Origin of the sequence: Hamadaea sp. NPDC051192 (assembly GCF_040682475.1) — a bacterium.
Lineage (GTDB): Bacteria > Actinomycetota > Actinomycetes > Mycobacteriales > Micromonosporaceae > Hamadaea > Hamadaea flava.
Genome location: NZ_JBFBAZ010000181.1, coordinates 1 through 13,562 on the forward strand (window position 1 = coordinate 1; position 13,562 = coordinate 13,562).

General features: G+C 68.8%; 12 protein-coding genes, 1 tRNA gene and 1 pseudogene. 6 read left to right on the top strand and 8 right to left on the bottom strand.

Translation table 11 applies throughout. The annotated features are described in order from the left end of the window. The 5 genes from AB0M47_RS38635 to AB0M47_RS38655 form a co-directional block, all read right to left on the bottom strand. On the bottom strand, positions 1-170 hold a 170-nt coding region (locus tag AB0M47_RS38635), incomplete at its 3' end, for a DUF4236 domain-containing protein (RefSeq protein ID WP_363423080.1). Between the two features lie 45 nt (positions 171-215). After that, a complete protein-coding gene (locus AB0M47_RS38640) occupies positions 216-551 on the bottom strand; it encodes a tetratricopeptide repeat protein (RefSeq protein WP_363423067.1) in 336 nt (111 codons plus the stop codon). 93 nt (positions 552-644) lie between these two features. Continuing rightward, positions 645-887, bottom strand: coding sequence for a hypothetical protein (locus AB0M47_RS38645; protein WP_363423069.1), 243 nt, complete (start codon positions 885-887; stop codon positions 645-647). Between the two features lie 99 nt (positions 888-986). After that, entirely contained in the window at positions 987-1,406 is a 420-nt protein-coding gene (locus AB0M47_RS38650; RefSeq protein WP_363423082.1) for a DUF4383 domain-containing protein, read from the bottom strand. Positions 1,407-1,513: 107 nt separating this feature from the next. After that, a complete protein-coding gene (locus AB0M47_RS38655) occupies positions 1,514-1,747 on the bottom strand; it encodes a hypothetical protein (RefSeq protein ID WP_253761403.1) in 234 nt (77 codons plus the stop codon). A gap of 45 nt (positions 1,748-1,792) precedes the next feature. On the opposite strand from AB0M47_RS38655, the gene AB0M47_RS38660 reads away from it, so the two are divergent. Further along, on the top strand, positions 1,793-2,557 hold the full coding sequence (locus AB0M47_RS38660) for a helical backbone metal receptor (RefSeq protein WP_363423071.1): 765 nt from the start codon (positions 1,793-1,795) through the stop codon (positions 2,555-2,557). A 391-nt stretch (positions 2,558-2,948) separates the two neighbouring features. Here the strand turns inward: AB0M47_RS38660 and AB0M47_RS38665 are convergent. Further along, positions 2,949-3,485 (bottom strand): annotated as a pseudogene (locus AB0M47_RS38665) (GNAT family protein); the annotation flags it as partial. 66 nt (positions 3,486-3,551) lie between these two features. Here AB0M47_RS38665 and AB0M47_RS38670 point away from each other — a divergent pair. Further along, a complete protein-coding gene (locus AB0M47_RS38670) occupies positions 3,552-4,148 on the top strand; it encodes a TetR/AcrR family transcriptional regulator (protein ID WP_363423073.1) in 597 nt (198 codons plus the stop codon). A gap of 5 nt (positions 4,149-4,153) precedes the next feature. After that, positions 4,154-4,624, top strand: a complete 471-nt coding sequence (locus AB0M47_RS38675; protein WP_253761401.1) for a YbaK/EbsC family protein — start codon at positions 4,154-4,156, stop codon at positions 4,622-4,624. Between the two features lie 21 nt (positions 4,625-4,645). On the opposite strand, the gene AB0M47_RS38680 is transcribed toward AB0M47_RS38675, so the two are convergent. Beyond that, positions 4,646-8,884 (bottom strand): discoidin domain-containing protein, encoded by a 4,239-nt coding sequence (locus AB0M47_RS38680; RefSeq protein ID WP_363423084.1) that lies wholly within the window; start codon positions 8,882-8,884, stop codon positions 4,646-4,648. Between the two features lie 306 nt (positions 8,885-9,190). Between AB0M47_RS38680 and AB0M47_RS38685 the strand changes: the two genes are divergently transcribed. The 3 genes from AB0M47_RS38685 to AB0M47_RS38695 all read left to right on the top strand — a co-directional run bounded on the left by AB0M47_RS38685 (position 9,191) and on the right by AB0M47_RS38695 (position 13,201). Continuing rightward, complete coding sequence (locus AB0M47_RS38685) at positions 9,191-12,100, top strand: YbhB/YbcL family Raf kinase inhibitor-like protein (protein WP_363423075.1); 2,910 nt, start codon at positions 9,191-9,193, stop codon at positions 12,098-12,100. 95 nt (positions 12,101-12,195) lie between these two features. After that, positions 12,196-12,624 (top strand): OsmC family protein, encoded by a 429-nt coding sequence (locus tag AB0M47_RS38690; RefSeq protein WP_363423077.1) that lies wholly within the window; start codon positions 12,196-12,198, stop codon positions 12,622-12,624. 94 nt (positions 12,625-12,718) lie between these two features. Next, positions 12,719-13,201 carry a VOC family protein gene (locus AB0M47_RS38695; protein WP_363423078.1) on the top strand — a complete coding sequence of 161 codons (483 nt, stop codon included), beginning with the start codon at positions 12,719-12,721 and terminating at the stop codon, positions 13,199-13,201. 53 nt (positions 13,202-13,254) lie between these two features. Here AB0M47_RS38695 and AB0M47_RS38700 read toward each other — a convergent pair. Beyond that, a tRNA-Val gene (locus AB0M47_RS38700) sits at positions 13,255-13,326 on the bottom strand. Positions 13,327-13,562: the final 236 nt, after the last annotated feature.

Here is a 13,562-nt window from a genome sequence, read left to right on the forward strand (position 1 = left end):
GAGCGCTTCTGCTTCCAGGACAGCGGTCCCGGCAGGTCGACGCGATGCGAACGGGTCTTGGAGTTCCACGACCAGCGGCCGATCTTCAGCCCCCAGGACGAGAACCCGTGCTGGGTGAAATGAAACCGCAGCGGTCCGAGCTTGGTCATCTTGCGGAAGAGGAAAGGCATGCCCTTGCATGCCCCTGAGTCCTCAATGGTCAAACATCGGGCAGCTCAGGCACCCTCGCCCATCATGATCGCGGCCATCCGCAGATGCGGTACGGCTTCGGCGTGCCGGCTGGCCCGCTGAAGCGTCCGGCCCAGCATGAGATGGGCGTACGCCTCCGTGGGCTCCCGTTCGATGATCACGCGCAGCTGCTCTTCGGCCCGGCGCAGCTGAGCGGTGTGGTAGTAGGTCCGGGCGAGCAGCAGCCGCGACGCCTGATGGGCCGGCTCGGCCGTCACCACCTCGACCAGCAGATTCTCCGCCGTGCGGTAGTCCTGCGCGTCGAAGAACTCCTGAGCCTTCCGATACCGCTCCGCCAGATCCAGCTCCGGCCACAAGGTCACTTCCGCTCCTTCCGTCGTTGCTGAGAACAACTCCGGAAGGGCCGGGCATTCCCGGCCGTCTCTCCCAGCGGTACCAGGCAGCGGCTCAGAGCGTCAGCGGGGCGCGCGGCGCCAGGCCCGGACGCCGAGTACGCCGACGACCGTGCCGATCGCCAGGGAAGCGGCGATGAGCAGGGCGTGCACCCAGAGGAAACTGGTCGGGGAGCCGTGCCCGATCTCCCCGGCCGACCAGGCCCGCGGGTCCTTCCAGATGGCCAGCCCGAACCGGGGCCAGATGACCCAGGTCCAGACGCCGACCGCGACCAGGAACGCCGACCAACCACGTGTGATGACCACGAGCAGCGAGTATGCCACCGCTCACCGGGCCGGCCGCAGGCCGAGTGGCGACCGCCTCAGGCCGCGTTGCGACCGCCTCAGGGCCGGGTTGCGACCGCCTCAGGCCGAGTGGCGGCTGGTGATCCCCCTCCGGGGCATGAGGGCCAGACCGAACGCGATCATCGCGACGCCGAGGCCGAAGTGCAGCCAGTTGTCCGCGGTGTTCAGCGGAACGAAGTTGGCGTCGCCGCCCGACTCCACGATCAGCCCGTAGAGCCACAGCACGAGGTAGATCGCGCCGCCGCCGATCAGGAAGATCCGGGCGCCGCTGAGCGTACGCGCCAACAGCAGCCCGGCCACGCCGAACAGCAGGTGGACGATGTTGTGCAGCACCGAGACCTGGAAGATCCCGAGCAACTCCGCGCCCGAGTCGTGCCCGGCGAAGGTCATGTCCCCATAGTCGGTGGTGATGCCCGGGATGAAGCCGAGGACGCCGACCAGCAGGAAGACCGCGCCGAAGAGGCCGGCCACGGTCTGCATGGCGTTGTCCCAGTGCAGGATTCCGCCATGGTGCTCGTGATGGGTGACGGTAACCATGTTCGCCCTCCCTCGTGGGCTGATGCCCCGGGGCGATTGCGACCCGGGGCTTACCGGGGCAGATCGGCGGTCAGGTGCCCGGCGAAGACCTCCGCCTCGGCGTCGGTGACCTCCATCCCGAGCGCCTGGATGAGGGCGACCTGCGTGCAGATGACGTGATCATGGTCGTCCAGCTCGGCGGCGGGCAGAATGGCGGGCTGGCCGTCGATCAGCGCCAGCACCGGATCCTCGTCCCCCGACTGGGCGAGCGCTCGCACGTCGTCCGCGGTGATCGTGATCTGCATGAGGTCGGGGTACCCCGGCGCAAAAGGGATGAAACACTAGCCGCTGTGAGGGACGATCTCGATCGCGACGTCGATCTGCCCCATCCGCCCCGGCGCGTGGTCTCGCTCGTCCCGTCGCTGACGGAGGCGGTCGCGATGACGCTGCCGGGCATCCTGGCCGGGGCGACGGACTACTGCACCCATCCCGCCGGGCTCGACCTGCCCCGGGTCGGCGGCACGAAGTACCCGTCGGTCGATCGCATCCTCGAACTGCGGCCCGACCTCGTCCTGGCCAACGTCGAGGAGAACCGGGAGGAGGGCGTCGCGGCGCTCGGCGCGGCCGGCGTACCGGTGTGGGTGACCTATCCGCGCGACCTCGACGCCGCCTTCGCCTCCCTGTCCCGCCTGCTGGCCGCGCTGGGCGCGGACCGGCCGGCGTGGCTGGCGGACGCCGAGGTCGCGTGGACCGCGCCACCCCCGGACCGGACCACTCGGGCGGTGATTCCGGTCTGGCGCAAGCCCTGGGTGGTCCTCGGCAGCGGCACGTTCGCCGGGGACCTGTTACGACGGCTGGGGATCGTCAACGTGTTCGGCGACGATCCGGAGCGCTATCCGCGCCCGTCGCTGGAACTGATCCGGGCGCGGGAACCCGAGCTGGCCATCCTCCCGGACGAGCCGTACGCCTTCACCGCGACCGACGGCCCGGAGTTCTTCGCGCCGACTCCGTCGGTGCTCCTCTCCGGGCGCCATCTGACCTGGTACGGCCCGAGTCTGGCGGAGGCCCGCACGGTCCTGCTCACGGCGTTGGCGTCCGGTCGTCGTCCCAGCTGACGGCGGTCAGCCGCCACCCGTCCGGCGTACGCAGGAACTGCATGCTCTTGGTTCCCGTCCCGGTGAACGGTTCCCCACGGAGCACCCCCTCCTTGCGATAGCCGCAGAGCCGGTGCGCCACATCGCCGAAGAACTCGGTCCGCTCCCAGATCTCCGCCTCGGCGAAGTCGGTCAGCTCGCCCGAGGTGAGCAGGGCCTGCCGAGGTGCGGCGAACGCGTCGAGGTCGTAGAGCCCGGCCTTCGGGCCGCCGTTGGCGATGACGCCGTCCGGGACGAACAGGTCACGGATCCGGCTCACGTCCGGCACGACGCCGCCGGCGTTCGTGAACAGCGCGAAGAACGCCGTCGCCAGCCCGTCGACCGCCGCCTTGTCCGGGTCGGCTCCGCCTTCCCGGGCGCGCCATTCCTCGGCCAGCACCGACCAGATCTGCATGTCCGACCGGCCGCCCCCGAGCGCGGGCGCGGCCGACCGCATGGTCCCGTCGAGCCGCATGCCCAGCCGTTTCGCGACCGCGATGCTGGGCGCGTTGCGGGCGTTGCAGTGCCACTCGACCCGCTCGATGCCGCGTTGGAGGATCACCCAGTTCAGCAGGTGGGTCGCCGCGCGCGTGATCAGCCCTTGGCCGACCGCCGCCGGCTCGAGCCAGCAGCCCGCCTCGCTGACGCCCGACTTGACGTCGAACGACACGAGGAGCACGCCGCCGACCAGCTTCCCGGCCTGCCAGATGCCCCAGATGCCGCCCGCGTCCTGGGCGCGCTTGTCGGCGTACCGCTGCAGGACCAGCCGCGCGTCGTCGTTGACGAACCCCGCGCCCACCCACGGCCGGATGTGCTCACGCGCGCGGTCCATGTGCTCGGCGAACTCGGGCGCGTCCCAGGGCTCCAGCGGGCGCAGCTCGGCGTCATCGGTGAGAGGTTGGGCGAACATGCGGCCTCCGACTTCATGGCTACGGCGCGAGTACATAACAAACGTTCGGTACGTACACTAGCGTACATGCCTCCCGCCCGTGCTGATCATGACGCCCGTCGCGAAGACGTCTCGGCCGCCGTCTGGCGGGTCCTGGCCGAGCACGGCTTCCCGGGACTCACCCTCCGCGCGGTGGCGGCGGCACTCGGGGCGTCGACCGGGCTCGTCACCCACTACTTCGCGGGCAAGCGCGAGCTGGTCGCCCACGCCCTCGACATCTTGGAGATACGCACAGCGCAGCGCACGCGTCTGCAGGCTCCCGCGCCGGGGCTGCCGGCGCTGCGTACGCACATCCGCAACATCCTGCCGCTGACCCCGGACGGGCTGGCGATGAACCGGATCTGGGTGAGTTCGTGGGACGTGGCCCTGGCCGATCCGGACCTGTTCGCCGCCCAGACCCGGCGGTACGAACGGATCCGGTCCGCCCTCCGGGAGTCCATCGTGGAGGCTCAGCGCCGGGGCGAGCTGCCACCGGCCGACCCCGACGACGTGGCCGCGACCGCGCTGGCGTTCACGCACGGACTGGTCGCGCAGGTGCTGTTCGACCCGGACCGGTTCCCCGCCGACCGGCAGACCCGGCTGGCCGATGACTTCCTCGCCCGGCTCGCCCAGCCGATAGGCTGACGACTATGAGCAATCCTGCGCTCGACGCGCTCGCCGCCGCCGAACTGGAACACCGGCTGATCCAGCACGGGCCCGTCCGGAGTCTGGCCGAGGCGGCCACCGCGCGCGGCGTGGAGATCCCGGACGTCGTGAAGACGATCGTGGTCCGCCGGGGTGACGACGACTACTTGTTCGCCCTGGTTCCCGGCGATCGGGTGATCTCCTGGCCGAAGCTGCGGGCGCTGCTGGGGGTCAGCCGGCTGTCCATGCCGGACGCGGCGACCGCCAAGGAGGCGACCGGATACGAGCGCGGGACGATCACCCCGTTCGGCTCGGCCAAGCCCTGGCCCGTGATCGCCGACGAGCGGCTGCGCGGCCGGACGATCACGCTCGGCGCGGGCGAGCACGGCATCGCCGTGGCGGTCTCCGCCGACGCGGCGGTCGAGGCCCTCGACGCGGCGTACGCCGACGTCACCGACCCGGAGGCCGCTCAGTAGGAACGGCCCCCGGGCTCATGATCAGTTGATCGTGAGGGTGAACGTGGTCGTGGTGTTCTTGATGTTCTGGTAGTTGTTGCTGAACGTGAGGTTGGTGAAGGTGGCCGACCCGACCGCCGGACCCTGGCCCGACTCCGGCATCTCGTTCACCCAGATCCCGAAGCCCGACTTGGCGTCATAGGCGTCGCCACTGCGCTGCGCGCCGCTGATCGAGACGTTGGTGAACGTGGTGTCCGTGATCGGCTGGGCCTCCGGGTACTTCGACTGGAACATGATGCCCGAGTAGGTCGGGTCCACGATGTCGATGTCGCTGAACCGGATGCCGCGGAACTGCTTCGACGCCGCGAAGCACCAGATCGCCCCGAAGGTCTGGGCGCCCCAGAAGTGCCCGCCCGCGCGTACCAGGCTGATGCTCTGGAACTGGGTGGGCGGCGACGAGCCGAAGCCGACGAACGGATAGCCGAAGTCGAGCGAGCTGACCGTGATGCCGGAGTACGTCAGCATGTCCGCGATGTAGAGGTTGCGGAAGACGTTGTCGTACCCGCCGTAGACGGCCAGGCCCGCCGCGCGCCAGGTCAGCGTCGCCGAGAGGTTCTCGAAGACGTTGCCGTGGTTGCCGACGCTGCCGCCGCCGTCGATCGCCGAGAACAGTGCGAACGCGTCGTCGCCGTTGGACCGGCCCTCACTGTTGCTCACCGACAGCGCGGTGCTGTCGCTGGTGAAGTTGACCCCGTCGGCGAACGTGTCACGGATGCGCGCGTTCTTGATGGTGATGTGGTCGTTGTGGACGCCCCAGTACATGCAGACGGTGTGCTCCACCCAGACGTCGTCGATGGTCAGGTTGGAGATGTCCTTCAGCTCGCCCCAGACCTTGCCGGGACCGTCGATCCGCGACGTGTAGTTGCCGAAGAAGGCCAGGTGCTTGAAGGACGATCCGTTGGCCGTGCTCTGCACCGCGAAGCCGGCGTCGGTGTTCTCCTGGCCCTGCGGCGTCTGGAACCGGGTGTACCAGATGCCCGCGCCGACCACCTGGACGGCCTTGCCGGAGATCTGGAACTTCTGCGCCGTCTCGTAGGTGCCGGCCGGCAGGTAGACGCCGACGAGCGTGCCCGTCGTGTCCATCCGCACCCGGTCCAGGGCGCTCTGCACGTCGGAGTGGGTGAAGCCGTTCGGGACGGCGTACTTGGCCGGGTCCGGGTTCGCCAACGCGGAGACCTGCTCCAGGTTGACGAAGTCGATCGTGTAGGTCAGCGGGTTGCCCGAATCCTTCTGCAGCCGGATGGTGTGCCCCGCCGCCACCGTCGTGTCCAACATGATGTTGGCCTCGTCGTAGATGTGCCGCGGGCTACCCGAGCCCGGCGAGTTGCCGGGGCCGGCCTCCGCGCCGTAGAGCCAGGCGTAGCGCGAGGTCAGCGGGATCGACTTGTGGAACACCCCGTCGACGTAGATGCTCAGCGACGAGGTCTGCCCGCCGCCGCCTGAGGAGTCCGGCATCGAGAACCGGGTCACCAGGGTGTTCGTCGGGTTCTTGGTGGTCCACTGCACGTACGAGCCGGTGCTGCCGAGGGTCACGGCCTTGCGTCCGGAGGCCTCACCGGCGAGATCGCCGATCGTCCGGTTAGGACCGATCACCGTCGCGCCACCGCCGGTCGTGCCGTCCTCGGCCTCGTACATGTCGTAGGGCAGGTTCGCCCCGCGGCCGACGAAGAAGGACGTCGCGCTGGTGTTGTTGCCCTGCTTGACGGCCAGCTCATTGGCGTCCACCGCGATCGTGGTGGTCACGGTGTACTTGCCGTTCACCGCGGTCCAGGTGCCGAGGTTGACCGGGCTGGTGGTCGCCCCGGCCGCGATCGCGCCCGAGTAGGAGCCGGTCTTGGTGGTGATCGTCGCGCCGCTCGCGTCCTTCACCGTCACCGTGATGCCATGCGCGCCGCTCGCCGAGGCGATGCTGCCCTGGTTCTTGATCGACACCGAGAACGTCACGGTGTTGCCCGCCGACGGGTTGCCCGGCGACCAGGAGACCGCCCCCGGCAGCAGGTCCGACGTGGCGACCGGCGCGACGACCAGGTTCGTCGAGGACGCGTACGCGTTGTTGGCGTCGCTCAGTTCGACGACCGTGTTCGCCTCGTCCACCTTCGCCGAGACGGCGTACGTGCCCGCGTCCTTGGCGCCGATGTTCGCGGTGACGGTGGTCGTGCCGTTGACCGCCAGCGCGCCGACGGTCGCCGTACCCACCTTGGTCGTGCCGAGGTAGAAGTTCACGTTCGACGCCGGGGAGGCCGCCGTGCCGCTGTTCTTCACCGTCGCGGACAGGGTGACCGCGTCCGTCTCGATCGGCGACGCCGGGCTCCACGAGACTCCCGTGAGGGTGAGGTCCGGGTTCGGCGCCGGAGTTCCGATCACCTGGAACTCGGCCACCTGCCCGTTCGGGGCGCCCGAGTTGGCCGTGAACTTGAGCTGCACGTCGGCGACGGTCGCGGAGACCGGGATCGACACCGTGTTGCCGCCGGACGACGGGTTGAAGGTGTAGCTCGCCGACGCCTTGATCGTGCTGAATCCGCTCGCGCTCTGCTCACGGCCCAGCACCTCGAAGGTCTGCGTACGGGTGGCCCAGGCCGCGTCGGGGTTCAGCTTGACGACGATCGAGCTGACCGCCGCGTTCGCCCCGAGCTGCACGGTCAGCGTGCTCGGGTACGCCCCGCCGGCCCCCTCCCAGTAGGTGGTGACGTCGTTGTCGTCGGCGTTGGCCGCGACGAACGTGAACACCGTGCTGGAGGCGGTGATGGGCTTGCCCGCCGCCAGGTTGGCGCCCGTGCCGCTGCCGGTACGCGTCACCGTGTTGCTCGCCGCGGACTGGTTGCCCGCCGCGTCCTTCGCGATGACGTAGTAGGAGACGGTCGCCGTGTCGGCCTGGCTGTCCGTGTAGGTCAGGGTCGATCCGCTCACCGAGGCCCGCACGCTGCCGTTGGCGTACACGTCGTAGCCGGTGACGCCGATGTTGTCGCTCGCCGCCGCCCAGGTCAGCTTGATCTGGCCCGAGGCCGGCTGGGTGTACGCGAGACTCGTCGGCGCGCTCGGCGGCGTGGTGTCCCCGCTCTGCCCCGTACGCGTCACGGTGTTGCTGTTGCCGGACTGGTTGCCGGCGGCGTCGCGCGCCCGGACGAAGTAGCTGACGGTGGCGCTGGCCGGCTGGGTGTCCGTGTAGGTCAGGGTGGTGCCGCCGACGCTGGTCAGCAGCGTGCCGTTCAAGAACACGTCGTACGCCGTGACGCCGACGTTGTCCGTGGCCGCCGCCCAGGTCAGCTTGATCTGCCCGGTGGCCGGTTCGGTGTACGCCAGACTCTCCGGCGCGGTCGGCGCCTGGGTGTCCCCGGTGGACGGTCCGTAGACCTCGAACTCCGAGATCTGCGCGGCCGGCCACACCGTATTCGCCGTGACGACCAGGCGCAGGTAGCGGGCGGTCGTCGCAGTGAAGTTGATCGTCACCGTGTTGCCGCTCGGCGTGAAGGCGTACCCGGTCGCCGCGAGGAGGCTGGTCAGGCTGCCGGCGACGGTGCCCGACTGCACCTCGATCGTCTGCGTACGCGCCTCCCAGCCAGTGGGCAGCTTCAACACGATCTTGTTGACGCTCACCGCCGATCCGAGGTCGACCTGCAACCACTGCGGGAACGAGCTGTTGGCGCTCTCCCAGTAGGTCGACTGGTTGCCGTCGTTGGCGTTGGCCGCCACGTAGGTCTGGTTGTGGCCGCTCTCGGTCATCGTCTTGCCCGAGGCCAGGTTCGACGAGCTGGACGCGACGCCGTAGACCTCCAGCTCAGACAGCTGACCGGCGGTCCAGCCGGTGTTGGCGGTGATGTTCACCCGGACGTACCGGGTGGACGTCGCCCCGAAGTTGATCGTCACCGTGTTGCTCGACGCGGGGTCGAACGTGTAGCCGGCCGAGGCCACGATCGTGGCGAACGACGAACCGTCGGTGCTCCCCTGCACCGACAGCGTCTGGGTACGCGCCCCCCACCCCGTCGGGAGCTTCAGCTTGATCTGGTCGACGCTGGTCGCGGTGCCGAGATCGATCTGCCCCCACTGCGGGAACGCGTTGTTCGCGCTCTCCCAGTAGGTCGCCTGGTTGCCGTCGTTCAGATTGGACGCCGCGTAGACGTCGTTCGTGCTGCTCGCCGAGGCGGACTTGCCCAGCGACAAGTTGGGGCCGCCCGCCGCCGCGGCCGGTGTGACCGGCGCGGCCCAGGCCAGCGCGACGGCCATCGCCGTCAGCACCGCCAAGCGGGCCTTCTGGGGACTCTTCCTCACTGTGGAACCTCTCCGTGATGGGGGTGGGAACGCAGCAGAACCCCACAGGAGCACTGCTGAAGTTGCGGAGATGAGCGAGAAATTGAACATTCCAATGCAAGAATCTTGCAATGGATTAGCCAAACGTTACAGACGTGCTACCGACGCGTCAACGGCTCGCGGCCCCGACTTGCTCTCACCTATTGACATGCCTCGCATCCATGCGTTCTGATCCAGGACGACAGTTAGTAAGTTTGCCTATCTAATGAAGGGAGTGGAGGCATGCGCGGAAGAGCGCGGCGCGTGTGCAGCACCCTGGCCGCCGGACTACTGATGACGGCGCTGGCCCCGGCGATTCCAGCCGCCGCGGCCCCGACCCGATTCGAGGCGGAGGACGCCCCCGCCGTCTGCGACGGCACGATCGACTCGAACTGGACCGGGTTCTCCGGAACCGGGTTCTGCAACACCGCGAACGCCGTCGGCGGCTCGGTGACCTGGACGATCAGCTCGCCCAACGCGGGCACGGCCGTCCTGAGCCTCCGGTACGCCAACGGCACCACCACCGACCGCCCGGCGGACGTCCTCGTCAACGGCACGGCGGCGGCGTCGGCCGTGTCCTTCGCGGGCACCGGCGCCTGGACCACCTGGGTCACCAAGACCGTCAGCGTGCCGGTCGCGGCGGGCAGCAACACGATCAAACTGGCCGCCACCACGGCCAACGGCGACGCGAACATCGACTACCTGGAGTTCGAGGCGCCGCCGAGCTTCACCGACTACCAGGCCGAGGACGCCGTCATCACGCTGGGCGCCGTCGAGTCCAACCACACCGGATACACCGGTAGCGGATTCGTCAACGGCGACAACGCCGTCGGCTCCGGCGTCGAGTGGACGGTCGGCGTGCCGTCGGCGGGGGTCTATCCGGTGACCCTGCGGTACTCCAACGGGACCACCGTGGACCGGCCGATGGACGTCAGCGTCAACGGAACCGTCGCCGCCCCGGGGATCAGCTTCCCGAGCACCACGGACTGGGACACCTGGGCCGACCGCACGGTCAGCCTCAGCCTGACCGCCGGCACCAACAAGATCAAAGCCGCCTCGACGACCGTCAACGGCGGGCCCAACCTCGACCGCCTCCGGGTGACCGCGCCCGCCGACACGCAGCCGCCGACCGCGCCGGCGAACCTGCGTGTCGTCGGCGAAGTCCGTCCCTACGGCGTCGACCTGGCCTGGGACGCGGCCACGGACAACGTGGGCGTCGCGCAGTACAAGGTCTACAACGGCGGCAACATCGTCCAGGTGGTCGGCGGGAACATCACGACGGCCACGCTCGCCCTGACGCCCAACACGACCTACGTCATCACCGTGCTGGCGTACGACGCGGTGGGCAACGCTTCGCAGGCGAGCAACAACGTGCCCGTCACGACGCCGCCCAGCGACGACACCACTCCCCCGAGCCAGCCCAGCGGTGTGCGTACCACTAATGTGGCCGCGACCAGCGTGAGTCTGGCCTGGACCGCGTCGAGCGACAACATCGGCGTGGCGGGTTATCACGTGTTCAAGGACGGCGTGCAGTTCGCGACGGTGCCGGACCTGACGGCGACCGCCGATTCCCTGAGCCCGAGCACGACGTACGTGTTCTCGGTCGAGGCCTTCGACGCTAACGGCAACGTGTCCGCGCGCAGCGCCGGACTGTCGGTGACGACCACCGCGGGCGGAACCGGCGGCACGGGCGGTGACCCGGTCCTGGACCGCACCGTGAACGCGGCGATGGATCTGCCGTGGGGCATCGGCTTCCTGCCGGACGGCACCGCGCTCGTCGCCGAACGGGATCGGTTCGAGATCGTCAAGGTGACCTCGGCCGGGCAGCGCACGGTCGTCGGCAAGATCACCGAGGCGGTCACCACCAGCGGCGAAGGCGGCCTGCTCGGACTGGCTGTCTCACCGACCTTCGCCAGCGACCACTACGTCTACGTCATGCACACCGCGGCGTCGGACAACCGGGTCGTGCGGTTCAAGTACGAGAACGGCGCCATCGGCGCCCGCGAGGCGCTGGTGACCGGCATCGCGAAGAACCGGTTCCACAATGGCGGCCGCATCAAGTTCGGGCCGGACGGCTACCTCTACATCACCACCGGGGACGCCCAAGACGGGACGAAGGCGCAGAACCTCAGCTCCCTCAACGGCAAGATCCTGCGCGTCACCCCGACCGGCGCCGCCGCGCCCGGCAACCCGTTCGGCACCCGCGTCTACAGCTACGGCCACCGCAACCCGCAGGGCCTGGCCTGGGACTCGGCCGGACGGCTCTGGGAGTCGGAGTTCGGCGACAGCACGTTCGACGAGCTCAACCTGATCAAACCCGGCGCCAACTACGGCTGGCCGACGTGCGAGGGCAGCTGCAGCACCAGCGGCATGACCAATCCGGTACGCACCTGGGACGTCGCCTCGGCGTCGCCGAGCGGCCTGGAGATCGTCAACGACTGGATCTATATGGCCGCCGTACGCGGCGGGCGGCTCTGGGTCATGCACATCACCGGGTCCACCACCGACACACCCCGGGCGTTCTTCAACGGCACCTGGGGCCGGCTGCGCACCATCGTCAAGACCCCCGACGGCGGGCTGTGGCTGACCTCGACCAACAACGACAAGGACGGCGGTACGCCGAGCACACTGGACAACGTCATCGTGCGGCTGAAATTCGCCACGCCGCCGTTCGCGCTGACCAGCACGGCCTTCGCCAACAACGGTTCGATCCCGACGAAGTACACCTGTCAGCAGGACGGTGTGTCGGGCAACGACATCTCGCCGCCGATGTCCTGGGGACCGGGGACGACCGCCGCCAAGAGCTACGCGATCGTCCTGATCGACACGGCCAACAGCAACAAGCACTGGGTGATCTGGGACCTCCCGGCATCGCGTACGTTCCTGCCCGAAGGACTCGGGCTCGGGTTCAGCGTCCCGGGGATCTCCGGGGCCAGACAGAAGGGCATGAGCACCGGCGACAAGGCGCTCCAGTACTTCGGGCCCTGCCCGGGCGGCACCAGCCACCTCTACGAATTCCGGCTGTACGCCCTGAACGTCGCGACGCTGCCCGGGGTGGACTCGTCCTCCTCGGTGGCCGCGGTGGAGACGGCGATCCTCGCCAACGACATCGCCACGACCAAGCTCGCCGGGAACTCGGCGGCCCACACCTGATCCCGTTCCCCCGGTGGGCTCGGTCGAGCCCGCCGGGGGCTTCGGTATGCGCCAGGTACCCGTGCCGGCCGTCCCCGTGAAGTAGCGTCGAGATCGTGGCAGACGAGACCTTCCGCTCGATCGAGATCGAGCGCACCAGCGTGGGCAAGTACACCGCTCGCAACGTCCGAGGCGGCGAGATCAGCGTCGGCCAAGGCGGCGACGACCCCAACTTCACCCCGGTCGAGCTGCTGCTCACCGCCATCGCCGGCTGCACGGCGATCGACGTGGACCTCGTCGTCAGCCGCCGGGGCGAGCCCGTCGAATTCCGCGTACGCGGCACCGGCGACAAGATCCGCGACGAGACCGGCGGCAACCGCATGACGAACCTCGCCGTCGAGTTCACGGTGAGCTTCCCCGAAGGCCCCGCCGGCGACGCCGCCCGGGAGATGCTGCCACGCCTGGTCAAGATGTCCCACGACCGGCTCTGCACGGTCTCGCGCACCGTGGAACTGGGCTCAGAAGTCACCACGACGATCGACTAGAAAATTCTTCCCGAGAGTTGTCGTATCCGCTGTCGCTCGTTCGACGCCTGGGTGTAAGCGCACTTCATCACGCACAACCCGTTAGGAGAAGACGATGACGCAGAAGATCACTCCGATGCTCTGGTTCGACAACGAAGCCGAGCAGGCGGCCGAGTTCTACGTCGGCCTGTTCCCGGACGCCCGCATCCTGGAGGTCACCCGGTACGGCGACGGAATGCCGAAGCCGGCCGGAACCGCCATGGTGGTGGACTTCGAGATCGCCGGACAGCGCTACCAGGCCCTCAACGGCGGTCCGGACTTCAAGTTCACCGAGGCCGTCTCGTTCGTGGTCGACTGCGCCGACCAGAAGGAAGTGGACTACTACTGGGACGCCATGACCGCCGACGGCGGCGAGGAGAGCCAGTGCGGCTGGCTCAAGGACAAGTTCGGCGTCTCTTGGCAGATCATTCCGACGCAGCTCAGCAGCCTCATGGGCGGTCCCGACCCGGCCGCGGCGCAGCGGGCCACCCAGGCCATGTTCGGCATGCGGAAGCTGGACGTCCAGGCGCTGCAGGATGCGTACGACGGCAAATCCTGATCGTGGCTGTGGAGCGGTGCCCGGCTCCGCCGGGCGCCGATTCCGTTTCGGTGTGGGCACGGCTGGGTTCGAACCAGCGACCCTCCGCTTGTAAGGCGGATGCTCTTCCGCTGAGCTACGCGCCCGTCCGCAGGCGCGCAGGCCCGGGGAACCTGGGCAGTCTACCCGATCGGCGTGATCTTGCGCGAACGCCATTCGCGCCCCCGGGCTGGCTGGCGATGATCCACATCCCGTTCGGTGTCGCTACCGGCCGGTCTCGCGACACAAGACGGGATGTGGATCATCGCCAGCCGGAAGCGGATCAGGGTTCTGGGTCGAATCTTGGGTCGAAATTAGAACCACAAAACAGGTACAACGCGGA

Coding starts and splice junctions, on each gene's coding strand:
- AB0M47_RS38650 (WP_363423082.1), bottom strand. CDS start 1,406: ATGCAGACCGTGGCCGGCCTCTTCGGCGCGGTCTTCCTGCTGGTCGGC.
- AB0M47_RS38655 (WP_253761403.1), bottom strand. CDS start 1,747: ATGCAGATCACGATCACCGCGGACGACGTGCGAGCGCTCGCCCAGTCG.
- AB0M47_RS38670 (WP_363423073.1), top strand. CDS start 3,552: ATGCCTCCCGCCCGTGCTGATCATGACGCCCGTCGCGAAGACGTCTCG.
- AB0M47_RS38675 (WP_253761401.1), top strand. CDS start 4,154: ATGAGCAATCCTGCGCTCGACGCGCTCGCCGCCGCCGAACTGGAACAC.
- AB0M47_RS38680 (WP_363423084.1), bottom strand. CDS start 8,884: ATGGCCGTCGCGCTGGCCTGGGCCGCGCCGGTCACACCGGCCGCGGCG.
- AB0M47_RS38685 (WP_363423075.1), top strand. CDS start 9,191: ATGCGCGGAAGAGCGCGGCGCGTGTGCAGCACCCTGGCCGCCGGACTA.
- AB0M47_RS38695 (WP_363423078.1), top strand. CDS start 12,719: ATGACGCAGAAGATCACTCCGATGCTCTGGTTCGACAACGAAGCCGAG.